19 protein-coding genes are annotated in these 22,582 nt (G+C 75.6%); 9 read left to right on the forward strand and 10 right to left on the reverse strand.

Translation table 11 applies throughout. The features are described 5' to 3' along the window. Window positions 1-133 precede the first annotated feature (133 nt). Complete coding sequence (locus ABZ924_RS32830; protein WP_361918077.1) at window positions 134-1,657, reverse strand: MFS transporter; 1,524 nt, start codon at window positions 1,655-1,657, stop codon at window positions 134-136. Between the two features lie 259 nt (window positions 1,658-1,916). On the opposite strand from ABZ924_RS32830, the gene ABZ924_RS32835 reads away from it, so the two are divergent. The 5 genes from ABZ924_RS32835 to ABZ924_RS32855 all read left to right on the forward strand — a co-directional run bounded on the left by ABZ924_RS32835 (window position 1,917) and on the right by ABZ924_RS32855 (window position 9,433). After that, a complete protein-coding gene (locus ABZ924_RS32835) occupies window positions 1,917-5,513 on the forward strand; it encodes a S8 family serine peptidase (RefSeq protein WP_361918080.1) in 3,597 nt (1,198 codons plus the stop codon). 201 nt (window positions 5,514-5,714) lie between these two features. Next, the gene (locus tag ABZ924_RS32840; RefSeq protein WP_361918082.1) at window positions 5,715-6,653 is read left to right on the forward strand and encodes a hypothetical protein; all 939 of its coding nucleotides are present in this window, start codon (window positions 5,715-5,717) and stop codon (window positions 6,651-6,653) included. A 479-nt stretch (window positions 6,654-7,132) separates the two neighbouring features. Next, complete coding sequence (locus ABZ924_RS32845; protein WP_361918085.1) at window positions 7,133-8,287, forward strand: cytochrome P450; 1,155 nt, start codon at window positions 7,133-7,135, stop codon at window positions 8,285-8,287. A 64-nt stretch (window positions 8,288-8,351) separates the two neighbouring features. Then, window positions 8,352-9,203, forward strand: coding sequence for a hypothetical protein (locus ABZ924_RS32850; RefSeq protein ID WP_361918088.1), 852 nt, complete (start codon window positions 8,352-8,354; stop codon window positions 9,201-9,203). Continuing rightward, window positions 9,200-9,433 carry a hypothetical protein gene (locus ABZ924_RS32855; protein WP_361918091.1) on the forward strand — a complete coding sequence of 78 codons (234 nt, stop codon included), beginning with the start codon at window positions 9,200-9,202 and terminating at the stop codon, window positions 9,431-9,433. Before ABZ924_RS32850 ends, ABZ924_RS32855 begins: the two co-directional genes overlap by 4 nt. A gap of 750 nt (window positions 9,434-10,183) precedes the next feature. On the opposite strand, the gene ABZ924_RS32860 is transcribed toward ABZ924_RS32855, so the two are convergent. Next, window positions 10,184-10,681, reverse strand: coding sequence for a gluconokinase (locus ABZ924_RS32860; RefSeq protein WP_361918123.1), 498 nt, complete (start codon window positions 10,679-10,681; stop codon window positions 10,184-10,186). Between the two features lie 169 nt (window positions 10,682-10,850). Between ABZ924_RS32860 and ABZ924_RS32865 the strand changes: the two genes are divergently transcribed. Beyond that, entirely contained in the window at window positions 10,851-11,780 is a 930-nt protein-coding gene (locus tag ABZ924_RS32865; protein WP_361918094.1) for a hypothetical protein, read from the forward strand. Window positions 11,781-12,158: 378 nt separating this feature from the next. On the opposite strand, the gene ABZ924_RS32870 is transcribed toward ABZ924_RS32865, so the two are convergent. The 4 genes from ABZ924_RS32870 to ABZ924_RS32885 all read right to left on the reverse strand — a co-directional run bounded on the left by ABZ924_RS32870 (window position 12,159) and on the right by ABZ924_RS32885 (window position 15,477). Continuing rightward, window positions 12,159-12,710: a hypothetical protein gene (locus ABZ924_RS32870; RefSeq protein WP_361918096.1), complete on the reverse strand. Its 552-nt coding sequence runs from the start codon at window positions 12,708-12,710 to the stop codon at window positions 12,159-12,161. A 45-nt stretch (window positions 12,711-12,755) separates the two neighbouring features. Further along, window positions 12,756-12,911 carry a hypothetical protein gene (locus ABZ924_RS32875; RefSeq protein WP_361918099.1) on the reverse strand — a complete coding sequence of 52 codons (156 nt, stop codon included), beginning with the start codon at window positions 12,909-12,911 and terminating at the stop codon, window positions 12,756-12,758. A 188-nt stretch (window positions 12,912-13,099) separates the two neighbouring features. Continuing rightward, complete coding sequence (locus ABZ924_RS32880) at window positions 13,100-13,510, reverse strand: VOC family protein (RefSeq protein ID WP_361918102.1); 411 nt, start codon at window positions 13,508-13,510, stop codon at window positions 13,100-13,102. Between the two features lie 38 nt (window positions 13,511-13,548). Then, entirely contained in the window at window positions 13,549-15,477 is a 1,929-nt protein-coding gene (locus ABZ924_RS32885) for an ABC transporter ATP-binding protein (RefSeq protein WP_361918105.1), read from the reverse strand. Window positions 15,478-15,633: 156 nt separating this feature from the next. Here ABZ924_RS32885 and ABZ924_RS32890 point away from each other — a divergent pair, with 156 nt between their 5' ends. Then, complete coding sequence (locus tag ABZ924_RS32890; protein ID WP_361918108.1) at window positions 15,634-16,056, forward strand: DUF350 domain-containing protein; 423 nt, start codon at window positions 15,634-15,636, stop codon at window positions 16,054-16,056. A gap of 44 nt (window positions 16,057-16,100) precedes the next feature. Here the strand turns inward: ABZ924_RS32890 and ABZ924_RS32895 are convergent, their stop codons facing one another. From ABZ924_RS32895 to ABZ924_RS32910, 4 genes are all read right to left on the reverse strand, one after another. Then, entirely contained in the window at window positions 16,101-17,366 is a 1,266-nt protein-coding gene (locus ABZ924_RS32895) for an acyltransferase (RefSeq protein ID WP_361918111.1), read from the reverse strand. Next, the gene (locus ABZ924_RS32900) at window positions 17,363-18,406 is read right to left on the reverse strand and encodes an alpha/beta hydrolase (RefSeq protein ID WP_361918114.1); all 1,044 of its coding nucleotides are present in this window, start codon (window positions 18,404-18,406) and stop codon (window positions 17,363-17,365) included. Before ABZ924_RS32900 ends, ABZ924_RS32895 begins: the two co-directional genes overlap by 4 nt. Window positions 18,407-18,589: 183 nt before the next feature. Then, window positions 18,590-19,270, reverse strand: coding sequence for a response regulator transcription factor (locus ABZ924_RS32905; RefSeq protein WP_361918117.1), 681 nt, complete (start codon window positions 19,268-19,270; stop codon window positions 18,590-18,592). Beyond that, window positions 19,267-20,664 carry a histidine kinase gene (locus ABZ924_RS32910; RefSeq protein WP_361918118.1) on the reverse strand — a complete coding sequence of 466 codons (1,398 nt, stop codon included), beginning with the start codon at window positions 20,662-20,664 and terminating at the stop codon, window positions 19,267-19,269. The genes ABZ924_RS32905 and ABZ924_RS32910 overlap by 4 nt, the downstream gene beginning before the upstream one ends. 86 nt (window positions 20,665-20,750) lie before the next feature. On the opposite strand from ABZ924_RS32910, the gene ABZ924_RS32915 reads away from it, so the two are divergent. Both ABZ924_RS32915 and ABZ924_RS32920 read left to right on the forward strand, forming a co-directional pair. Beyond that, entirely contained in the window at window positions 20,751-21,698 is a 948-nt protein-coding gene (locus ABZ924_RS32915) for an AEC family transporter (RefSeq protein ID WP_361918121.1), read from the forward strand. Further along, window positions 21,698-22,264: an HXXEE domain-containing protein gene (locus ABZ924_RS32920; RefSeq protein WP_361918125.1), complete on the forward strand. Its 567-nt coding sequence runs from the start codon at window positions 21,698-21,700 to the stop codon at window positions 22,262-22,264. Before ABZ924_RS32915 ends, ABZ924_RS32920 begins: the two co-directional genes overlap by 1 nt. The last annotated feature ends 318 nt before the right edge of the window (window positions 22,265-22,582 follow it).

Here is a 22,582-nt window from a genome sequence, read left to right on the forward strand (position 1 = left end):
GGCGCGGGCGAGCGGCGCCGGGCAGCGCGGGCGCACCGGCGGCGTCCACGGAACCTTCACGCCGCGCCCGGGTGTGCGGCGTGCGGCCGCTTGCCCGCGGGCCCTCGCCCGCCTCCGCGCCGGGCCGCCCCGGCTATCCGGTCTCCCGCGGGGCGGCGCGCTCGCCGGGCCGTTCCAGCGGGGGAGCGGTCACCGCGCAGTGGGTGCGGCACTGCGGATGGCATGCGGCGGGCTGCGGCCTGCGGACTGTCGCCCAGGCCACGACGGCGCCGACCACCAGCGCCCCCGCGCACCAGAGCATGGCCCGCTCGAACGCGGCGTCGAACTCGGGCGCCGACAGGTAGGCCTCCGGCCCCATCCCGGCCAGCAGCGGCAGGGCCGCCACCGCCAGCAGCCCCGCCGCCCGCGCGGCCGCGTTGTTGATGCCGCTGGCCAGGCCCGCGCGCCCCGGGTCCACGGAGGCCAGCACCGCCTCGGTCAGCGGCGCCACCAGCGTGGCCATGCCCAGCCCGAGCACGACGAGGGCCGGCAGCACGTCCCGTACGTACGAGGCGCCGGGCCCCACGCGCAGCATCAGCACCAGCCCGCCCGCGCACAGCAGCGGCCCCACCGTCAGCGGGATCCGCGGCCCGATCCGCTCCCCCAGCGCCCCTGAACGGGCCGACAGCAGCAGCATCAGCACGGTCGTCGGCAGCAGCGCGGCCCCCGAGGCCACCGCCGAGTACCCGCAGACCACCTGGAGCTGGAGCACCACGAGGAAGAAGAACCCGCCGAAGGCCGCGTACACGAACAAGGTGACCACGTTGACCGCGGTGAACTGCCGGGACGCGAAGATCTCGGGCGGCACCATCGGATCGGGCCGCCGCCGCTCGACGTACACGAACACCGCCGACAGCAGCACCCCGCCGACGGCCGCGACGACCACTGCCGGCGACCCGGACCGCGCCTCGATCAGCGCGTACGTCAGCAGGGCGAGGGCCGCCGCCCCGAGCACCGCGCCGAGCACGTCGAACCGGCCGCGCGCCGCCGGATCCCGCGACTCCGGTACGTGCCGCAGCGCGACCGGCACGCACACCGCGGCCACCGGCACGTTCAGCAGGAACACCCAGCGCCAGCCGGGCCCGTCCACCAGCCACCCCCCGAGGAACGGCCCCACGGCCGCGCCCACACCGCCGAACCCCGACCACAGCCCCACGGCCCGGCCCCGGTCCCCGGCGGCGATCGAGCCCTGGATCAACGCGAGCGAACCCGGTGTCAGCAGGGCCCCGCCGACGCCCTGCAGAGCGCGGGCGGCGACCAGGATCCCCGCGTTCGGCGCGATCCCGCACAGCAGCGACCCGGCCGCGAACCACACCACGCCCAGCACGAACACCCGGCGCCGCCCGAACCGGTCGCCGAGCGCCCCGCCCACGAGGATCAGCCCCGCCAGCGTGAGCAGGTAGGCGTTGACGGTCCACTGGAGCACGGCCAGATCCGCCCCGAGGTCCCGGCCCATCCGGGGGAGCGCGACGTTGACGACGGTGGAGTCGAGCAGCGCCATGCTCGAGCCGAGCACCGTGGTCAGCACGATCCACCGGCCCTGGGCGGTGGCGAGCGCGACGCCCGGCGCGGACGGCTCCTGCGCAGGCGCCGGCTCCGGGGGCGCGGGACCGGTCATGCCCCCAGGCTGGCCCGCCGGACCGGAAAGAGCCACCCGGGGCGTCGGTCGCGGGGCGTTGGTCGCGGGTCGCGGGTCGCGGCTACGGGGCCCGCAGTGTGCCCGGGCCGGCCCGCGCACCGCGCCTGCGGTGACTCATGAGGCGCTCTTGTAGTGAGCATGACGCTTCCTTCACCATGACCGCGCACATCGCTCACATCGCGCACGTCACGCACGCCTTATCCGCACGATCTGCACACGGCGTACGAGGAGACCACACGTGGCCCAACGCACCCCACGACGATCCCGACGACCCCGGCGGCCCTTACGCACGGCGCTCGCCGCCCTGACGACCCTGCTGCTCCTGCCCCTGGGCGCCGGCGCCGCAGCCGCCGCCCCCGACCCCGGACCCGCCCCCGGCGCGGCCGAGCGCAAGATCGAGCCCACCCTCCGCGCCCAGCTCGACGGCTCCGCCAAGGCCGTCTTCTGGGTCTACCTCGACAGCGCCGCCGACCTGAGCGCGGCGCAGCGGCAGCAGACCCGCGCCGCCAAGGCCGAAACGGTCCTGCGGACCAAGCAGGAGCACGCCGCCCGCACCCAGGCCGACGTGATCAAGGCCCTGGACGGCGCCCAGGCCGAGTACACCTCGTACTGGATCGTCAACGCGATCCGCGTCGTCGGCACCGAGAAGCTCGCCGGCACCCTCGCCCGCCGCCCCGAGGTGGCCCGTATCGACGCCGACGACAAGGTCACCCTCCCCAAGCCCGCCGAGGGCAAGCGGGAGCAGACCGCGGCCGACGCCGTCGAATGGAACATCGACCGGATCAAGGCCCCCCAGGTGTGGGACCAGCTCGGCGTGCGCGGCGAGGGCATCGTCGTCGCGAACATCGACAGCGGCGTCGACGTCACCCACCCCGCCGTCACCCGCCAGTACCGCGGCAGGAACGCGGACGGCTCCTACGACCACAACCACAACTGGTTCGACCCGGCCGGCATCTGCCCCACCGCCGCGCCCTGCGACAACAACGACCACGGCACCCACACCATGGGCACGATGGTCGGCGACGACGGCGGCGCCAACCGCATCGGCGTCGCGCCCGGCGCCCGCTGGATCGCCGCCAAGGGCTGCGAGACCAACTCCTGCTCCGAGGCCTCCCTCCTCGCCGCCGGCCAGTGGATCATCGCCCCGACCGACCTCGCCGGCCACGACCCGCGCCCCGACCTCGCCCCCCACATCGTCAACAACTCCTGGGGCAGCGCGGCCCACGACGACTGGTACCGGCAGATCGTCGACGCCTGGCGCGCCGCCGGCATCTTCCCGGCCTTCTCCAACGGCAACGCCGGCCCCGGCTGCGCCACCAGCGGCTCGCCCGGCGACTACGCCGCCTCCTACAGCTCCGGCGCCTTCGACGCGAACGGCGCCATCGCCTCCTTCTCCTCGCGCGGCGCGGGCCCCGGCGGCATCGTCAAGCCGAACATCGCCGCCCCCGGCGTGAACGTCCGCTCCTCCGTCCCCGGCGGGGCCTACGCGTCCTTCTCCGGCACCTCCATGGCCTCCCCGCACACCGCGGCCTCCGTCGCCCTGCTCTGGTCGGCCGCACCCGCCCTCGAAGGCGACATCGCGCAGACGGAGGCGCTGCTGAACGGCACCGCCCAGGACACCGACAACGGCCAGTGCGGCGGCACCGCCGCGAACAACAACGTCTTCGGCGAGGGCAAGCTCGACGTGCTCGCCGCCGCCACCGCCGCCCCGCGCGGCGCGACCGGCGCACTCGGCGGCACCGTCCGCTCCGGCGGAGCCCCCGTCGCCGGAGCCAAGGTCACCGCCGCCGGACCGATCAGCCGCACGACGACCACCGCGGCCGACGGCACCTACTCCTTCCGCTCGCTGTCGGTCGGCACCTACACCCTGACGGCCGCCAAGTTCGGCTACGGCCAGGAGACCGCCACCGCCACGGTCACCGAGAACGCCACCGCCACCGGCGACCTCACCCTCACCCAGGCCCCCTCCGGCAAGCTCACCGGCACCGTCACCACCCCGGCCGGACCCGCCGCAGGCGCTGCAGTCGCCGTCGCCGACACCCCCGTCACCGCGACCGCCGACGACCAGGGCCGCTTCGAGGTCACCCTGCCGCACGGCACCTACGAGGTACGGGCGACGCACCCCTCCCGCTGCCTGACCGGCGGCAGCGCCCGCACCACCGTCGGCGGCGACACCACCGTGGCCGTCGCCCTGCCCGAACGCACCGACGGCTACGGCTACGCCTGCGCCACCGCGAGCGGCCGCCCGTACCAGGCCGGCGACCGGCAGCTCGCGCTGACCGGCGACAACACCACCGAGCGCGTCGACCTGCCGTTCCCGCTGCCGCTGTACGGCAAGACGTACGGACAGGCCTGGATCGGCACCAACGGAACGGTCAGCTTCGGCGGCCCGCACACCGGCGACACCAACGGCGACCTCCCGAGCACGGCCACGCCCAACGCGGCCCTCTACCCCTTCTGGGACGACCTCGTCGTCGGACCGGCCGGCAGCGGATCGGGCGTGTTCACCGCCGTGACGGGGACCGCCCCGCACCGCAGTTACGTCATCGAGTGGCGCAAGGTGGCCCACTGGACGGCCCAGTCCGACCCGTTCTCCTTCTCGGCCGCGATCGGCGAGGACGGCTCCGTCACGTACGCCTACAAGGGCACCGGCGGCACCGGCCTCAAGGGCGGCTCCTCCGCCACCGTCGGCGTGGAGAACGCCACCGGCACCGACGCCTTCGCGTACTCCTTCAACACCCCCGTGATCACCGACGGCCTGAGCCTCTCCTTCCGCACCACCAAGAGCGGCGTCGTCGCGGGCCGCGTGCTCGACGCCAACGACGGCAACGGCGTGGCCGGGGCGAGCGTGACCGTCGGCACCGGCGCCGACGCCGTCACGGGCACCACCGCCGCCGACGGCAGCTACGCCCTGCAGGCCCGCTCCGGCCGCAGCACCGTCACGGTCCTGGCCGAGTCCTACGAGGGCGTCACCGAGGCGCTCGCGGTGGAGCCGGCCGGGGTCACCGGGCACACGCGGTCCCTGCGCACGGCCAAGGTGACCCCGTCCCGGCCGGCCGTGGAGATCGTCCTCCCGGCCGACCAGAAACGCACCCGCACCCTGGACCTCACCAACACCGGCACCCTCGACACCTCGTTCACGGTGGCCGAAGACGCCCCGTGGCTGACCGCCACCCCCGAGAGCGGGAACCTCCCGATCGGCGGCAAGGCCGGCGTCGCCCTGAACGTCGACACCACCGGGCTGGCCGCCGGCTCCGTCCTCACGGCGAACCTGCGGATCACCTCGGTCAGCGGCCGCACCCCGGTGCTCGCCGTGCCCGTGAAGATCGTGGTCCCGCGCTACCAGGTCGCCCTGGACGCGGGCTCCGACCGCCCGGGCACCGACGCGCTGGGCGACGGCTGGTCCCCGGACCGCAAGTACACGGCCGGCTCGTACGGCTACCAGGGCACCTCCTCGGTCCGCTCCACCGGCCGCACCATCGCCGGCACGGACGAGCAGAGCCTGTTCCGCAACGCCCGCGAGGGCATGTACGAATACCGCTTCGACAACGTGCCGAACGGGACGTACACCGTGGAACTCGGCTTCGCGGAGCTGTCGTCCACCAAGCCGAACCGCCGCGTCTTCGACGTCCTCGCCGAGGGCACCGAGGTCCTGCCCTCGCTCGACATCTCCCTGGAGGCGGGCACCTACGCCGCGGTGACGCGCAGCTACACGGTCACCGTGACGGACGGCGTCCTCGACATCCGCTTCGTCCAGCACGCCGGCTTCGGCAAGCCGCTGCTGAACACCTTGCGGGTGACGGACCGCCCGGACAAGAACCAGCCGGCCCGCTAGCGCTGGGCCGAACGGGGGGCGCGGGGGAGGGGGGACGGGGGCGGGATGCCCTCGCCTCCCGCCCTTCCGCCCTCGTGGCGCCGGGCGACGGGGCCGACCCGGCTGCGGGGCGGTCTGCGGCCGGGGCATTCGGGTGGCGGATGCCGACTCCGCTGCGGTGCGCCCGGGAGGGCGGGGCGGTCGTGGCTAGCGTGGGGCACCATGACGCTCCGCAGCGACCGCGCCGAACCCCTCGGCCCCGCCGCCGTGCCGAACCCCGCCGCCCCGCCCGACGCCGGCCCGGCCGGTTCGGCCCTGCCCGCCGAGCTCGTCGAGGTGGGCGGCCCGGCGGATCCCGCCCGGTCCGTCGGGCCTGCCGGCCAGGCCCGTGCAGCCCGTCACGCAGGATCCGCCGAGCCGGCCGGTGCGGCCGGGTCCGCCGAATTCGCTCGCACGGCGGACCGGGTCCGTGACGTGCTCCGGGCCGCCGACCCCGAAGCCGTGTGGGCGTTCGGGGGCCAGGACGGCCTCATCGCCGATTCGGACGACGGCGGCGGCACCGTCCACGACGTCGGCGCGCTCTTCGCCGTCCTCGCCCTGTGGCCCGTGATCGGCAGCCTCGTCGCCGAGGAGGTCTTGCGGCTGCACACCCCCCTCACCGCGTACGGGGACGAGGCCGCCGCCGGCACCCCCGTGGGCACCACCACCCACCACCTCCTCACCCACCCGGGCGGCCGCCGCACGGCGCACACGGCACACGCAGCGCTCACCCGGCTCACCGAACACCTCGGCGGCGGGCCCCTCGCCGAGCTCGCCGCCACCCGCATCTGGCAGCCCCTCGGCATGACCGGGACCCGCTGCACGGACGGCGGCCTCGAGGCCCCCCTCGCCGACCTCGGCCGCTTCCTCGGCGGCATCCTCGGCCCCTCGGGCCAACCCGTCCCCCGCGCCTGGACCGCGGAGTCCCTGCGGATCCGCACCGGCGAACTCACCCCCGCCCGGGGGCTCCTGTGGCGGCCGGGTCCGCACGGCACCTGGACGTACGGCGACACCGCCGCGGTGTGGGTCGCCCCTCGCCCGCGGCGCTGGGCGGTGCTCCTGCCCGCCGCACCGCGGGGCCCCCTGCGCGCCCCTTTCCGGGAGGCGGTCTTCGCCCGCTGACCTTTTGCGTCGTCAAGTCCCCGTTGCCTCCCGTTGTCGAAGCGGGGGTGGATGTGCCGCCCACCTGTCCGACGGCCGGCCGGCTGGAATGAGGCAGGCCGATCTTCGAAGCGGGGGTTCGGCATATCCAGCCTCGCCGGCGTCTGAGGCGCGGGGTCTGGGGCGGAGCCCCAGGGATCCCGGCTGCGCCGGGTCGGGCGGTGGGTCGCTTCGCTCGGACGGGTGTGCCCGGGGTCGGGGGTGTGGCTCGGTGGGGCCAAGGGGACCCGGGGTGTCCCGGCGGTACTCGGAGCGCGGCCCCTCCAAGATCGACGTACGGTGGGCCCGAAGTCACCGACCGCCGGTCCCGGCCGCGCGGAGGTTCCGGATGCGCATCCCGAACGAGGCGGCCCCCGGCGTGACCGGGCGGCACCCGACGGTTGCGCCGCGGAGCCCCGGCGCGGTCACCGGCGACCCGATCCCAGGGAGGTGGTGCGGGCATGGCCGGTTCCGGTACGACCCGCGCGGCCGTCACGCGCGGCCCGGCGGTGCGGACCGCCGGGCGCGCCGAGTCCGTCCGGTTCGCCGCGACCCGGGCGATCCCCTTCTTCGTCCGCGGCGTCCCCGGCGCCCGCCCGTCGTTCTCCGCCGAGACCCTGCGCGCCCTGCGCGACCGCCACGGCGGGGCGCCCGTCCTCGTACGCGGTCTGTCCGGAAGGGTGCTCGTCCTGCTGGACCGGCAGGACCTCGGGCAGTTCTACGCCGAGCCGGCCGCACCGGAGCCCGCCCCCGCGCTCGCGCCCGCACCTCCCTCCTGCGAGGCGCTGCGCACCGTGATCGCCGAGGAGGCCCGGCAGCTGGCGGCCGCCTCCTCCCTCGAACTGGTCCGGGTCCGCCACGCCGTGGCCCGCCTCGCCCGGCGGATCGCCCCCGGTGCGCCGGACGCCGCCGCCGTGCCCGGCCCCGGATACGAAGCCGAGGCGCCCGCCGGCCCGTTCGGCCGACTGCGCCGCCGGGGCGCGGGCCGCGAGTGGGCGGCCGCAGCCGACGGGCACGCCCGGGCCGGGCGCACCGCCCCGTACGCGGGCCCCGCGGCCCGCACCGAACCCTGGCTGCGGGCCGTGGACACCGTCCCCGGAACCCTGCTGCGCACCCTGCTCCTGCTCGGCACACACCCCGCCGAGCAGGACGCTGCGGCCGCAGAGGCCGCCGCCTGTACCGCCCCCGGGGAGCTGACGCGGCTGCGGGCCTGCGTCCTGGAGTCCCTGCGGCTCTACCCGGCCGTGCCCGAGCTGGTCCGGGTCACCCGTACCGAGACCGAATGGCGGGGCGTGCGCCACCCGGCGGGCACCTGCGTCCTGCTGCCCGCACACTTCCACCAGCGCGACCCGGTACACGTGCCCGCCGCGCACGTCTTCGTACCGGGGCGCTGGAAGACGCCCGGCGCGGACGAGGACCTCCGTATGTCCCCGTTCGGGCACGGCCCCGGCCGCTGCCCCGGCGACAGGCTCGGGCTGCTGATCACCACCGCGCTGTGCGCCGAGGTTTTGCGCCGCCGCCGCATCACCGGCGTCCGGCCGGTCCTCGATCCGCCCGGACCCCTGCCCGCGGTGCTCGACCCGCGCGGCATCCGGCTCACCCTCACGCGCCGCTGACGCATCCCACGTCGCCGACGCCACACACCCACCCTCCCCGTCACCGACCTTCCGCGAGGATTCCATGTCCGACGCCGCAACCTCCTCCGCGCCCGCCGATCCGGACGCAGACCTGCTGGGCGCCGTGTGCCGCGAACTCGCCGAGGCCGCCGATGCCGTTGCAGAGGCCGCCCGCTACGCCTCCGAGCTGGCTCTCGGACCGCGCTTCCCGTCCGGCGCCGCCGCCGCGACCGCGTCGGGCGGGCGTCCGGGGGCTTACCGCAGCCGCGGCCGCCCCGCGCGTCCCCGCCGCCCCGGGCGTCACGCGCGGCGCCGGCTCGCCCGCCGCACGCTGCTGCGCACCCTCACCGACCCGGCCGGCCTCGGCTGGGCCCCGCGCGGCCGCGGTGTCGCCAGGGCCGGCTGGCTCGCCGGGATCCTCACCGGCCGGGAGAGCCTCGCCGTCAGCCTCGCCGTCTGCGGGCTCAAGGCCCGCATCCGCACGGCCGGACTGGACCGGCCTGAGCTGCTGGCCGACCCGGACTGCGCGGCGATCGCGCGGGCGGTGGCCGAGGACCGGCAGGCCGCGGCCGTGCGGTCGTTCCGGCGGGTGATGCGGGAACAAGGGGCCGAGCGGGCCTTCGCCCTGCTGGCGCCGTCGTTCCCCGACCTCTTCGCGTGGAACGCGCTGACCGACGCGAACCCGTTCAACGACCACGCCGGCTGGCAGGTGGCCACCGGCCGGGCCGTTCCGGCCGCGCCGCTGGTGGGGCTCGGGGCCGCCGTCCGTGCCTTCCTCGACCGGGACAGGGGGCAAGGGCGGGGCCGCAAGCGCGCCCCCGCCGGGCCGCACCGCAGCCACCGGGGGTGCGTCCACACCATGGGCCTGCTGGGGACCGGTGGGCTGCTGCTCGTGCAGCCGTGGCGGAGCCGGTGAGCGCGGCCCCGCGGCTGGAGCCGCCGCGGCCGGACCCCGCCGAGGGCCTGCGGGCCCACGGCGCCACCCTGCAGGCCCATGCGGACCGGCTGCGCGAGGCCGCCGACGAACTGGAGCAGCAGGGGCCGCAGGCCGCCGCCTTCCGCGCCGAGGTCGCAGCCCTCGCCGACCGCTGCGCCACCGCCGCGGACGGCCTGACCCTGGCCGCGGCCCGCCTCCAGGAACGGTGACCCCAGCCTTCCGAAGCCGGGCTTCCCGGGGCGCTGCCCCGGACCCCGCGCCTCAGGCGCCGGCGAGGCCGATGCGGCCCAGCTCCCGCTTCGTAGGGGGTGGGACGGCTGCCCGGCCCGGGGCCTGAACATGGGTGGGGCTGGGTGGGCGGAGCCTGCGCCTCGAAGCCCAGCCGACTTGGCCGCCCCGCGAGCCGCGGGTCCGGCACCTCCAGCGCCGCCTGCGTTCGAGTGGGGTCCGCCGGACGGAGTCTGGGGGAGTGCCGGGCGGAGCCGGGCTTTCCGGGGCGCTGCCCCGGACCCCGCGCCTCAAGCGCCGGCGAGGCTGGTGCGGCCCAGCTCCCGCTTCGTACGGTGTGGGACGGCTGCCCGGTTCGGGGCCTGAACGCGGGTGGGGCTGTGCGGGTCCCCCGACGGACTCTGGGGGAGGGGCTGGGCGGAGCCCGATGCCTGGCCGGAGCCGGGTTTTCCGGGGCGCTGCCCCGGACCCCGCGCTTCAAGCGCCGGCGAGGCTGGTGCGGCGCAGCTCCCGCTTCGTACGGTGTGGGACGGCTGCCCGGTTCGGGGCCTGAACGCGGGTGGGGCTGTGCGGGTCCCCCCGGACGGACTGTGGGGAGGGTTTGGGCGGAGCCCGATGCCTGGCCGGAGCCGGGTTTTCCGGGGCGCTGCCCCAGACCCGCGCCTCAAGCGCCGGTGAGGCTGGAAGTGCCGGCCCTCGGCTCCCGCATGGGCGGCTGCCCCCGCTGACTTTCAGCGGCGGCGTAGCCAGCCTCCGGTGGCCAGGGACGTCAGGGCCTGGGCCGTGGTGGTCCGCGGGGAGCCGGAGACGTCGATCGTGACGCCCGCCTCGTCGGCCTCGAGCGGCTCCAGCACGGCGAACTGCGAGTCCAGGAGGGACGGCGGCATGAAGTGGTCCGCACGGGCAGACATGCGGCGCTCGATCAGCGCCCGCTCCCCGGTGAGGTGGACGAACACCGCGTCGGGCGCAGCCGACCGCAGCCGGTCCCGGTAGGCACGCTTCAGCGCGGACGAGGACACCACTGCCCCCTGCCCCGGCGGCCGCCCCCGCAGCCAGTCGCCGATCGCGTCGAGCCACGGCCACCGGTCGTCGTCGTCCAGCGGGATGCCGGCTGACATCTTGGCGACGTTGGCCGCCGGATGGAAGGCGTCGCCCTCCGCGTACGGGACGCCGAGCGCGTCCGCGAGCAGCCGGCCCACGGTGGTCTTGCCCGTGCCGGTCACGCCCATCACCACCAAAACCCGCCCGTCGCCGCCCAGTTCGTGGTCGTAGTCGACGTCCTGCTCCGACCCTCTCACCGTTCCCGCCTCACCATCGCCCATCGCACGCCGTTCGACACGGGCCGCCCCCACGCAGTGGCAACCCGACCCGGAACCTCTCCTTCACTACAGTCTGATCATGAAGTTCTTCCGATCGAAGTCCGCCGACGCACCCGACCCGCACCTCACCGCCCTGACCGTCCGACAGGCCGACCACCTGCGCGAGCTGGTGGGCCACTGGCACGCCGCGCGCGGCGAGCAGGTCACCGTAGCCGGTGACACCCTCCGCGCCCCCGACGGCACCTCCGCCCTGTATAACCTGGCCGAGTTCGTCCGGCGTGCCGACCCGCGCGACTGGCCCCGGATCGTGGACCGCCACTTCACCGCCCTCGCCTCCGCCCGCGCGGCAGCCGAGCAGCCGGCCGCCCCCGACGACGTCCTGCGCCGCGCCTACCTGCGGCTCATACCCGACGACGCCCTCCCGCCGGAGGCAGCGGCCTCGTTCAGCTACGTGCGCCCCGTCGCGACCGGCCTCGCGCAGGCCCTCGCGCTGGACCTCCCGGACTCGGTGCGGCTCCTCGACGACAAGGACGTCGCCGCCATCGGCCTGGACGCGCTGCGTGCCGCCGGGCGCACCAACCTGGTCAACGAGCCCGCCACGTACGAGGCCACGACCACCCCGAGCGGCGGGCAGGTGCACATCCTGTCGGGTGATTCCCTCTTCGTCGCGAGCAAGGCCCTGGTCCTCGACGAGGTCGTCCGATCCGTCACGGGACGGGAACTGCCTGACGCCGGCGCCCTGTTCACCGTGCCCAGCCGGGGGTACCTCGTCTTCCACCCGCTGGCGGACCACCACGTCCAGGGCGCCGTCAACGACCTGGCCGCCTTCGGCCTCGGCGCGTACCAGGACAATCCCGGCCCGCTCTCGCCCCGCCTGTACTGGTGGCACCAGGGCACCGTGACCTGCCTGACCCGCATCGACGACGCCACCCGGTCCTTCTCGATCGAACCGCCCGAGGAACTCCTCGCCGTGATGCGGCGCCTGGTCGCCTCCGGGCCGGCGGCCTGAAGTCCCCGCCTGCGGCGGGCCGTGGTGCCTGCCGCAGGCGGACCGGGTACCCCCGTGCCCCGTCCGAACGACTGCGGATCGCGGCCGGCACCGAACCCCTGGTCCCGGAGACTCTCGTGGAGGGTGATGCTCCTGCCCCTGGCGGGGACGAGTGGGGCTGCCGTGAGGTCGGTCAGCCGCGCGACAGGGAGTTTTCGCCAACGGGGCGGGCTCCGGGCCCTCCATGCTCTTGACGCAGTGAGGTGGCCGAGATGACCGTCGAGCATGCGATCAAGCGGGAAGCCGAAGCGACCGCCCTCCGGGACTGAAGACCTCATCCTGCGCCTGTACCGGCCCACTCCGACGTCATCTCCGGCGTCTGGCGCTGCCCGGGCGTTCTCAGGACCGCTTGACGTCCGAGCCCGGGGTGTCGGGGCCGGCGAAGTGGAAGGGGACGCCGAGGCGCTCGGCCAGGGCGCGGCCCGCCCGGGCCGCGGCGGCCGCCGACGGGTGGCGGCCGCCGGCGGACGCCCCTTCGCCGAGGTACCGCACCGCCGTGCCGCGATGGAGGGTGGCGAGGTGGTGCTCCCCGGCGGGCCCGGCCGTGAGGGCCAGCAGGACCGTGAACCAGTCGTGCACGGTGTCGCCGTCCCACACCGCCTCCACCGCCACGACACGGCCGGGGCAGCCGGAGGCGAGGGCGGCCAGCGATTCCACGTCGAGGGGGCTCTCGGGCGTACGGGCGACCCGGTCGCCGTGGTGCACGAAGCGCTCGTGCACGACCAGCTCGGCGTCGTGCAGCCCGATGCCGCGGGCCCGGCAGGCCTGCCGGACGAGGCGGACCGCCTGCATGCGGGAGTCCTGGAGCACGTACCCGTCGACCTGCTCCCGGATCCCGGCCGGCAGCAGCTCCCACCACCCGTCCGGGGTGATTTCGTTCATGTCGCCCATGGGGCGTCACCCTAGGCGGGGCGCGGCGGCGGGCCGAGCGAATAATCAGGTCGCGGCGGGTGCCGGCACGGCGACCGGCATCACCAGCGTGGTGAAGGTGCCCTGGTCGGCGGAGCGGACAAGGACCGGCCGGGCCGGGGCCGCCGGGACCTCCAGGAGGGCGTCCGGGCCGACCGCGGTTTCCCGGGCGGCGGCCGGCACGGCCGGTCGAAGCCGAGCAGCACCGGCTCGGCCTCCTCCCGTACGGCGGCCGGCTCGGCGGCGGCCACGAGCAGCCGGTCGCGCCCCAGTTCCACCCGTACGGCCGCGGTGTCGCCGCAACGGCCCTTCGCGCCCCGCACCCACCGGCACCCTTGTCGACTTTGACGCCGCTTGAAGGTCAAGTGCGGTCAGCCGGGGGTCGCCCCGGCAGCAGTCCCGCCTTCTCCCGCGGACCGTCGCGGTGTGGTCTGCTGGACCGACCAGCGGTTGCCGTCGGGGTCGGCGAAGTAGACGAACGAGCCCCACGGCATGTCCTCGATGCCGGTCACCTCGACGCCCCGCGCCTTGAGGTCCGCGTACGCCTCCTCGATGTCCGTGACGACGACCTGGAGGTTGTCCAGCGATCCCGGGGCCATCCGGGTGAGTCCCCTGCCCAAGGCGATCGAGCACGCGGATCCGGGCGGGGTCAGCTGGACGAAGCGGATGTCCTCGCTCACGGTGACGTCGTGGTCGGCGTGGAAGCCGACCCGCTCGTAGAAGGCCTTGGCGCGGTCGACGTCGCCGACGGGGACGGCGACCAGCTCCAGCTTGATGTCCATCGGTTGCTCCACGTGCTCGGTGCAGGGGCCTTCCGGCATCATGCGCCCGCGGCCGGTACGGCGCCGTTCGGCGCATCGGCGTCCGAGGCGGCGTCCGGGGTCCGCCCGCCCTGGGCGAACTGGGTCCGGTACAGCTCCTCGTACCGCCCGCCCGCGGCCAGCAGCGCGGTGTGCGTGCCGCGCTCCACGATCCTGCCGTCCTCGACGACGAGGATCAGGTCCGCCGCCTGCACGGTGGACAGCCGGTGCGCGATGACCACCGCGGTCCGGCCCGCGAGGGCCTCGCCGAGCGCCTCCTGCACCGCCGCCTCCGAGGTGGAGTCCAGGTGGGCGGTGGCCTCGTCCAGGATCACCACGCGCTGGCGGGCCAGCAGCAGCCGGGCGATGGTCAGCCGCTGCCGCTCACCGCCCGAGAGGCGGTAGCCGCGTTCGCCGACGACGGTGTCCAGGCCGTCGGGCAGCGAGGCGACGAGCCCGTCCAGCCGGGCGCGGCGCAGCGCCTCCCAGAGCTCCTCCTCGCTCGCCCCGGGCCGGGCCAGCAGCAGGTTGGCCCGTACCGACTCGTGGAACAGGTGGCCGTCCTGGGTGACCATGCCGAGCGTGTCGCGGATCGAGTCGGCCGTCAGGTCGCGTACGTCGACACCGCCGAGGCGGACCGCGCCCGCATCGGCGTCGTACAGGCGGGGCAGCAGCTGGGCGATGGTCGACTTCCCGGCGCCGGACGAGCCGACGAGGGCGACCACCTGCCCGGGCTCGGCCCGGAACGACACCTCGTGCAGCACCTGCGTGCCGCCGCGGGCGTCGAGGGTGGCGACCTCCTCCAGCGAGGCGAGCGAGACCTTGTCGGGGGAGGGGTAGCCGAAGGAGACCCGGTCGAACTCGACGGAGACCGGCCCGTCCGGGACCCGCCGGGCGTCGGGCTTCTGCGCGATGAGCGGCTTCAGGTCGAGGATCTCGAAGACCCGCTCGAAGCTGACGAGGGCGCTCATCACCTCGACGCGGGCGCCGGCGAGGGCGGTCAGCGGGGCGTACAGCCGGGTCAGGAGCAGGGCCAGGGCGACGACGTTGCCCGCGTCCAGGGTCCCGCGCAGGGCGTAGTACCCGCCGAGCCCGTAGACGAGGGCGAGGGCGAGCGCCGAGACCAGGGTGAGCGAAGTGATGAACGCCGACTGGGCCATGGCGGTGCGGATGCCGATGTCGCGGACCCGGCCCGCCCGGGCCGCGAACTCGGCGGACTCGTCGGCGGGCCGCCCGAACAGCTTGACCAGAGTGGCGCCGGGCGCGGAGAACCGCTCCGTCATCTGCGTGCCCATGGCTGCGTTGAGCGCGGCCGCCTCGCGCTGGAGCGCCGCCATCCGCGCTCCCATGCGGCGGGCCGGCAGGACGAACACCGGCAGCAGGACGAGGGCGAGCAGGGTGATCTGCCAGGAGATGCCGAGCATCACGGCCAGCGTCAGCAGCAGGGTCACGGTGTTGGCGACGACCCCGGAGAGGGTGTTGCTGAAGGCCCGCTGGGCCCCGATCACGTCGTTGTTGAGCCGGCTGACCAGGGCGCCGGTCCGGGTACGGGTGAAGAAGGCGACCGGCATCCGCTGCACGTGGTCGAAGACGGCCTTGCGCAGGTCCAGGATCAGGCCCTCGCCGAGCGTGGCGGACAGTTTGCGGGTCAGCAGCCCGAGCCCGGCCTCCGCGACCGCGATTCCCGCGATGAGCAGGGCGAGGCGGACGACGGTGGAGCTCGCGCGGCCGTCGACGATCGCGGTGACGACCCGGCTGGCGAGCACCGGGGTGGCCACCGCCAGCAGGGCGGTCACGACGCTGAGCAGCAGGAAGAACGCCAGCTCCCGTCGGTGGGGGCGGGCGAAGGCGGCGACGCGGCGCAGGCTCGCCCGGGAGACCGGGCGCCGCTCCTGCTGGGCGTTGATCGCGCTGTGCAGCGAGGTCCAGGCGGTGACTTCCATGTCCATGGCCGAAACGCTAAGACCTCAACCAATGTCGAGGTCAAGGGCGGCGGCGAAGTACCAGCCGCCGGGGAGGTGTTGTCCGAAGCGCCGTGCGATAGATTCGGCCGTTCCGGCTCCTCCCACCGGCTGACCCCCGACCCCGCGAAGACAGGCTTTTCGATGAGCGACATCGTCAACGGACTCGGCCGCACCAGCGCCTACGGTGCCTTGGGGCTGGTGCTGCTGGTCCTCGGGATCGTCCTGGTGGACGTGCTGACGCCGGGGAAGCTCCCGAAGCAGATCTGGGAGGAGCGCAACCGCAATGCGGCCGTGACGCTCAGCTCGGCCCTCCTCGGCGTCGGCGGCATCGTGTTCACCTCGATCTGGACCACGTACCAGGACTTCGGCAAGGGCCTGCTGTCCACCGCGGCCTTCGGCCTGCTCGGCCTGGTCCTGATGGCGGTGGCCTTCCTGGTGCTGGACTGGGTGACCCCGGGCCGGCTCGGTGCCATCGTCGTCGACCCCGAGCCGCACCCGGCGGTCTGGGTCACCGCCTGCTGCAACCTGTCGGTGGCCGCGATCGTCGCGGCCTCGATCGCCTGATCCCGGGCCGGGGCCGCAGGTCCTCCCGGCACGCCGCTCACCGCTCACGCCAGGCCCAGGGCGAACACCGCGAACCCCGCCGCGAGCAGCCCCGCGGCGGTACGCCGCACCGCCGTCGCCCGGGTCCACGGCTCCTCGAACCGCCGCGCGTGGCGGGCGATGCCCACCAGCAGCACCGCGAACACCGGCAGCCACGCCAGCCGTGCCGCGATCCACAGCGGGCTGTCCGGCGCCGTCGTCAGCCCCGGCACCGGACCCAGGAACGAGCCGGGCACGGCCGCGGCCAGCATGGCGCTCTGGTGCCAGCACAGAATCGTCATCGCGCACAGGTTCACCACCACCACCGGCGCCCACAGCAGCGGCCGGGCGAGCAGCCGCGCCAGCCGCTCCCGCAGCAGCATCGCCGCGCCCGACTGCGCCGCGGCCAGGGCCAGGACCAGCAGCGACGGCGGGTGCGAGTTGGTCCGCGCCTCGCCCGGTACGCCGACCATCGATGCCGGGTAGTGGAAGACCAGCAGCAGGACGGCGAACAGCAGGGCCCCGCCCGCCAGCAGCAGCCAGGCCCCGCGCCGCCCGATCCGCCGCTCGCCCCACGCCACGCCCAGCTGGTACGCGAACAGCCACCCCGGCAGGATGTTCACCGCCGCCAGCCAGGACGGCACCGCGTCGGCGTACGGCCCGTAGCGCAGGAGGTCCACCACCGCGACCGAGGCGAGCAGCGGCGCCGCCGCCCACCCGCCGAGGCGCCGCGCCGCCCGTACGCAGCAGGGCGTCAGTGCGGTGACCACCAGGTACACCCCGACGAACCACAACGGCTGCACCACCAGGGTCGCCCCGGTCCGCAGCGTGGCCTCCGGCACCCCAGCCGCGTACAGCACCGGCGCGGCCAGCGCCCACACCGCCGTGACCCCGAGCACCGGCCGGCCCAGCCGGGCGGCCCGGCCCTTCAGCCAGGCGGCGGCGGACCCCTTGCGGCGGTGGCAGGAGAGCACCGAGGCGTACCCGCCGACCAGGAAGAAGATGCCGAGCATCTGCAGCACCCAGCTCGCCGGGGCCAGCGCCCCGAAAGTCGACAGCGGGCTCGCGTTGTGCAGGCCGCCGGCCGGGTCCAAGGTGAACCCGCCGAGCAGCCAGTGGCCGGTGGGAACGGCGAGCAGGGCCAGGGCGCGCAGCCCGTCGACGGCCCGGTCCCGATGGGCGGGGGTGCGCGCGTCGATCCGGTCGGCGGTCCGCCGCAGGGCGGCAAGGGCACCCGGAGCGGCAGCCCCGGCCGGGGCGGTCGGGGCCCCCGTGGCGGCCGCGGCGCTCATCGGGCCTCGCCCTTCGCGATCGCGGCGAAAGCCGCCAGCGACCGGGTGCCCGGCACGAGGTATCCGGTGTGCCCGCGGACGTCGTCGGCGGGGACCCGCCGGGCCCCGAAGCCGGCCGATACCGGGTCGGCGCCGTGGCCGAGCCCGGCGAACTCCACGTTCGGCACGTCGGCGATCCAGTCCGAGGGCCCGCGGGCCGCCCACACGCGGGCGCGGGTGTGCAGGCCGGCGGCCGTGCCGGCGCGCAGGCCGGGGGAGCCGAAGACCACCATGTCGGTGGCATCGGTGTTGCGGGCCGCGAGGGCGACCACCACCGAGCCGTAGCTGTGGCCGAACAGCACCGGATCGGGGGCGCCGACCGCGTCGAGCCCCTGCGTGAACCGGGCGAGGCGGACCGCGCCCGCCTCCGCCAGCCGGCCGCCGGCCGCGTCCCAGCCCACCCCGACCGGGGTGGTGTAGCCGGTCCACGCCACCACGGCGGTGTCCGCGCCGGCCGCCCGCTGCAGCGACCGGGCCATCCCCGCCGGCCCGGTGTACGGGGCGCGCGGGGCGTCGTACGAGGCCGCGTCGCTGTCCGAGCCCGGTACGACCACCGCGACGTGCGCCGCCCGCCCCAGGTCCCCGAACACCTCGGCGACCTGCCCCCGCCCGCGGGGGTCGAAGGCGAGGATCTGCCGCTGCGGCGAGGCCAGCGCGGCGAAGCGGGGCTGCCCGCTCGCCAGGACGGCCAGCCGGTTGGCCTCGTACCGCAGAGCCACCGGGGCCCCGTCCAGATTGCCGACGACCTGCGGGTGGAGCCATACGAGCTCCTGCCGGGCCGCCTCGTCCAGCCCGGCGAAGAACCGGGCCACCTCGTACGCGGACGCGGTCGCCGGATCGGGCAGCCGCTGCCCGGACACCGTGGCGGCCCGCCACTCGGCCGTGCCCGGCGGCGGCCCGGTGACCGCCTCCTGCCCGTCGCCCGAGGCCCATCCCGCGGTCCCCGCCACCACCGCCACCGCCAGCGCGGCCGTGGCCAGTGCCCTCCCCAAGCGGCCCATCCGCCCTCTCCTCTCCTCGTGACGCCGAGGAAGGTAGGAAGGAGGTGCCTGCGCACACGTCGGACCGGGGAGCCAAGCCCGATGTCATACCGGGGTAGGGGGTGGAGGAGATCCCCGGGCGAGGGCGGGCGGGGGCGGGCGCGGGGCCGCGGTGCCGGGGTGCTGCGGAGTACCGGCCTCCGCTCAGGGGCTGTCGCCCGGCCGGACCAGCCCCGCCTCGTACGCGAAGATCACGGCCTGGGCCCGGTCGCGCAGGTCCAGCTTGGCCAGCACCCGCCCGATGTGCGTCTTCACCGTCTGCTCGGCCACGACGAGTCGCGCAGCGATCTCCTGGTTCGACAGCCCGCGCGCGATCAGCTCCAGCACCTCGGTCTCCCGCGGGGTCAGGCCGTTCAGCCGCAGCGCCGGATCCTTGCGCGGCGCGGGCCGCTGCTGCACGAAGTCCGCGATCAGCCGCCGGGTCACCGAGGGCGCCAGCAGCGCCTCGCCCGACGCGACGATCCGCACCGCCGCGATCAGGTCGGCCGGCGGGGCGTCCTTCAGCAGGAAACCGGAGGCGCCGGCGCGCAGCGCCTCGTACACGTAGTCGTCGATGTCGAAGGTGGTCAGCATCAGCACCTTCGGCCGGTGCAGCACACCGGGCGGCGGGTCCAGGATCTGCCGGGCCGCACTCAGCCCGTCCAGCTCCGGCATCCGCACGTCCATGAGCACCACGTCGGGACGGGCCGACCGGGCGACCTCCACCCCCTGCCGCCCGTCCGGAGCCTCCCCCACCACATCGATGTCGGCCTGCGCGGACAACAGGGCGGCGAACCCCGCCCGCACCATGGCCTGGTCATCGACGATGATCACTCGGATGGTCAACTGGCTTCCTCGGTCGGCTCGTCCAGGGACAGGCGGGCGGCGACCCGGAAGCCGCCGTCGGGCAGCGGACCGGCATCGAGCGTCCCGCCCGTCAACCGTACGCGCTCGCGCATCCCGACCAGCCCGTGCCCCGTGCCGCCCGAGCTCTCCAACGCCGGAACCTCGCCCGCGGCAGGGCCGTTGACCACCAGCACGAGCACCTCCCGCTCGTCGTACGTCACCGACACCCGCGTCCGCGCCCCCGGCGCGTGCCGCACCACGTTCGCGAGGGCCTCCTGCACGATCCGGTACGCCGACAGGTCCACCGCCGGCGGCGCCGCCTTCTGCGCCCCCGCCGCCAGCGACAACTCCACCGGCTGTCCCGCCCGTACGGTCGCCTCCACCAGCTGCGGGATCCGGCCGATGCCCGGCTGCGGGGCCAACTCGCCGCCGCCGGCCGCCTGCGCGCCGATTCCGCCGTTGGCCCCTTCGCCGCGCAGGACCGTCAGCAGCCGCCGCATCTCGCCCAGCGACTCCCGGGCGCCGGCCGCGATCGCCGCGAACTCCTCGCGCACCGGCTCCGCCATCCCCGGCAGCCGGTACGGCGCCGAGTCCGCCTGCACCGTGATCACCGACATGTGGTGCGCCACCACGTCGTGCAGCTCCCGCGCGATCCGCGCCCGCTCCTCCAGCAGGGTGCGCCGGGCCCGCTCGGCCTCGCTGATGCTCTCCTGCTCGGCGATCCGCTGCTGTGCATCGCCGATGCCGCGCAGCGACCCCGTCACGGCGAGGAACGCCCCGCTCAGCACGAACAGCAGCCCGACGGTGTTCGTCACCCCGCCCGGCTCGAAGAACCCCAGCACCGTCCCGACCGCGCCGGTCGCCAGCCACACCCCGACCAGGGTCCGGACCGACTCGCGCAGCCCCAGGCAGATCATCAGCACCAGGTAGCCGACGATGGTCATCGGCGGCCACGGCCAGCTGTGCCCCGCCACCGCATCGGCCTGGAGCAGCACCAGTGCCCCCGCCGTGTCCGCGCCCAGCACCAGCGCCCACGCGGACAGCGGGCGGGTCACCGCCAACAGCAGCGGCACGGTCTGCGCCACGCCCAGCGCCCCCGCCCAGCCGCCGCCCGCGCGGTAGTCGTTGGTCAGCACGGCGATCGTCACCGGCACCAGCGTCACCACGAAGACGGCGACGACGGCGTACGGCAGCATCCGCTGCCAGGCCTTCGGCGCCTGCGCGAACAGCGGCTCCCCGGGCCGGGCGGGCGAGCGCAGCACCGCACCCAGCCGGCTCGGCGCACGGGTCCCGGGCGCGGGGTCGGTCGTCTCGGGCCGGGTTCGGGAGCGGGTTCGGAGGCGGGGGCGGCCGGGGGCCGGTGTGGCGGGCTCGGGCTCGTCGCGATCGCTCATGATCGACCAGAGTAGGCGCCGCGACGGCCGCCCGGGCCGGTACGGGTAGGCTGCCGGGGTCCGACGCGACGGGGGGAACGGGGAAGATGGACGGGGCCGCCGCGCTCGAGAAACTGGTGCCGGTGCTCGCGGCGTTCGGCGGCGGGGTCCTGCTGGCGCGCCGCAAGGTCGTACCCGCGGAGGCCTCCAAGGCCTTCGCCGACTACGCCTTCCTGTTCGCCGTCCCCTGCTACCTCTTCGGCAACATCTACGCGAGCGACCTCGGCGCCCTGTTCGACTGGCGGGCCATCGGCGGCTACACCGCTGCCGCCGCCCTCGCCGTGGCCGTCCTGGTGTGCGCCTCGACCGCGTACGGCGTACGGGAGCCGCGTGCGGTCGCGCTGCGCGTGATGGCCGGAGTCCAGGTGAACACCGCCTACTTCGCCGTGCCGGTGTTCATCACCGTCTTCGGGACCGCCGCGCCGATCTTCCCCGTCCTGCTCTTCCAGGTCTGCGTCCTGTCCCTCGTCGTCATCGCCATCATGGAACTCGGCCGGGCGGGGGCCGGGGCCGGCAGTCCGGGACAGCGGCTGCGGCGCGCCCTCACCGCCTCGCTCACCACCCCGCTCGTGCTCGCGTGCAACGCCGCGATCCTGCTCAACCTGGTGTCCGTGCACGTGCCGCGGGTGGTGCTGGACGGGGCCGCGTTCGTGGGGGACAGCGCCTCGCCGGTCGCCCTGTTCGCCCTCGGGCTCCACCTCGGCGGCCTCGGGCTGGACGTCCGCGGCACCACCCGCGAGGAGCTGGCCCTCATCGGGTTCAAGTGCCTGGCCTTCCCGCTGCTGACGTGGGCGGTGTGCGGGGTGGCCTTCGGGGTACGGGGGGAGTGGCTGGCGTACCTGGTCCTGATCGCGGCCATGCCGACGCCGCAGAACCTGTTCATCTTCGCCCAGCGGTACGACGTCGGGGTGGACCTTTCGGCCTCCCTGGTGATCAAGAGTTCCGTCGTTTCGCTCCTGCTGATCCCCGTCTGGCTGCAGACTGTTGCCTCATGATCACATCAACGGGGAAATCGACGGGGAACACCGCCGCGGGTGCGGCAGCCGGGGCGGGCGTCACGCTGGGGCTGCTGGCCGCGTGGGCCGTGCACGACACGGAGGAAGCGCTGACCGTGGGGGCTTGGTCCCGCAAGCGGGTTCCGGTGCTGCAGGCACGGCATCCGCGGGTGCCGGAGCGGGTGTGGCGGAGCCTGGGGGCGGTCGGCGGGCGGGAGTTCACCGCCGCGGCCGCCGTCGTGGGGCTGGTGGTGGGGGCGGCTGCCGCCGACGGGTACCGCACGGGTGGGCGGTCCGCGTTCTACCAGGCCTCGCTGAACGCCTTTGGGTTGCACGGGCTCGTCCACCTCGGGCAGGCGGCCGCCACCCGGGGCTACACCCCCGGCGTGGTCACCTCGCCGCTGCTCGTCGTCCCGTTCACGGTGTGGGCGCGGGGGCGGCTGCGCCGCGCGGGGGTGCTGCGCCCGACCCGGCCGCGCGATGCGGTGGTGGGCCTCGCTGTGGCCGCCGCCACGGCCGCCGCCGGGCATGCGGCGTCCCGCCGCCTCCTGGGCCGCCGCCGCTGACCGGGGCGGGCGGGCCTCGCCCTGACCGGCGCCACCCGGCCGAGGCCCGCTGACCGGGCCCGTGCGGCTGCGCCGCCACGACGGTCCCCCGACGGCGCCCGGACGGGCCCCGCTGCGCGGAGCCCGTGGCCCGCCGGCCGGGCCGAGGCCCCGCTGCGCGGAGCCCCTGGTCCAGGGCCGAGCCGAGGCCCCGCTGCGCGGAGTGCCTCCCCGCCCCGCCCTTTCACCGTTTTCAGGGCTCCGCCCCGACCCCTCGAAGCCGAGGTCGGCAAAATCCAGCCTCGCCGGCGCCCGCGACCCAGCCCATCGCTGTCGCAG

The sequence above is a fragment of the Streptomyces sp. NPDC046876 genome (genome assembly GCF_040645035.1).
Lineage (GTDB): Bacteria > Actinomycetota > Actinomycetes > Streptomycetales > Streptomycetaceae > Streptomyces.

Coding starts and splice junctions, on each gene's coding strand:
- ABZ924_RS32885 (WP_361918105.1), bottom strand. CDS start 15,477: ATGGACATGGAAGTCACCGCCTGGACCTCGCTGCACAGCGCGATCAAC.
- ABZ924_RS32895 (WP_361918111.1), bottom strand. CDS start 17,366: ATGAGCGCCGCGGCCGCCACGGGGGCCCCGACCGCCCCGGCCGGGGCT.
- ABZ924_RS32870 (WP_361918096.1), bottom strand. CDS start 12,710: ATGGGCGACATGAACGAAATCACCCCGGACGGGTGGTGGGAGCTGCTG.
- ABZ924_RS32860 (WP_361918123.1), bottom strand. CDS start 10,681: ATGGGCGTGACCGGCACGGGCAAGACCACCGTGGGCCGGCTGCTCGCG.
- ABZ924_RS32850 (WP_361918088.1), top strand. CDS start 8,352: ATGTCCGACGCCGCAACCTCCTCCGCGCCCGCCGATCCGGACGCAGAC.
- ABZ924_RS32900 (WP_361918114.1), bottom strand. CDS start 18,406: ATGGGCCGCTTGGGGAGGGCACTGGCCACGGCCGCGCTGGCGGTGGCG.
- ABZ924_RS32880 (WP_361918102.1), bottom strand. CDS start 13,510: ATGGACATCAAGCTGGAGCTGGTCGCCGTCCCCGTCGGCGACGTCGAC.
- ABZ924_RS32910 (WP_361918118.1), bottom strand. CDS start 20,664: ATGAGCGATCGCGACGAGCCCGAGCCCGCCACACCGGCCCCCGGCCGC.
- ABZ924_RS32845 (WP_361918085.1), top strand. CDS start 7,133: ATGGCCGGTTCCGGTACGACCCGCGCGGCCGTCACGCGCGGCCCGGCG.
- ABZ924_RS32890 (WP_361918108.1), top strand. CDS start 15,634: ATGAGCGACATCGTCAACGGACTCGGCCGCACCAGCGCCTACGGTGCC.
- ABZ924_RS32915 (WP_361918121.1), top strand. CDS start 20,751: ATGGACGGGGCCGCCGCGCTCGAGAAACTGGTGCCGGTGCTCGCGGCG.
- ABZ924_RS32840 (WP_361918082.1), top strand. CDS start 5,715: ATGACGCTCCGCAGCGACCGCGCCGAACCCCTCGGCCCCGCCGCCGTG.
- ABZ924_RS32865 (WP_361918094.1), top strand. CDS start 10,851: ATGAAGTTCTTCCGATCGAAGTCCGCCGACGCACCCGACCCGCACCTC.
- ABZ924_RS32830 (WP_361918077.1), bottom strand. CDS start 1,657: ATGACCGGTCCCGCGCCCCCGGAGCCGGCGCCTGCGCAGGAGCCGTCC.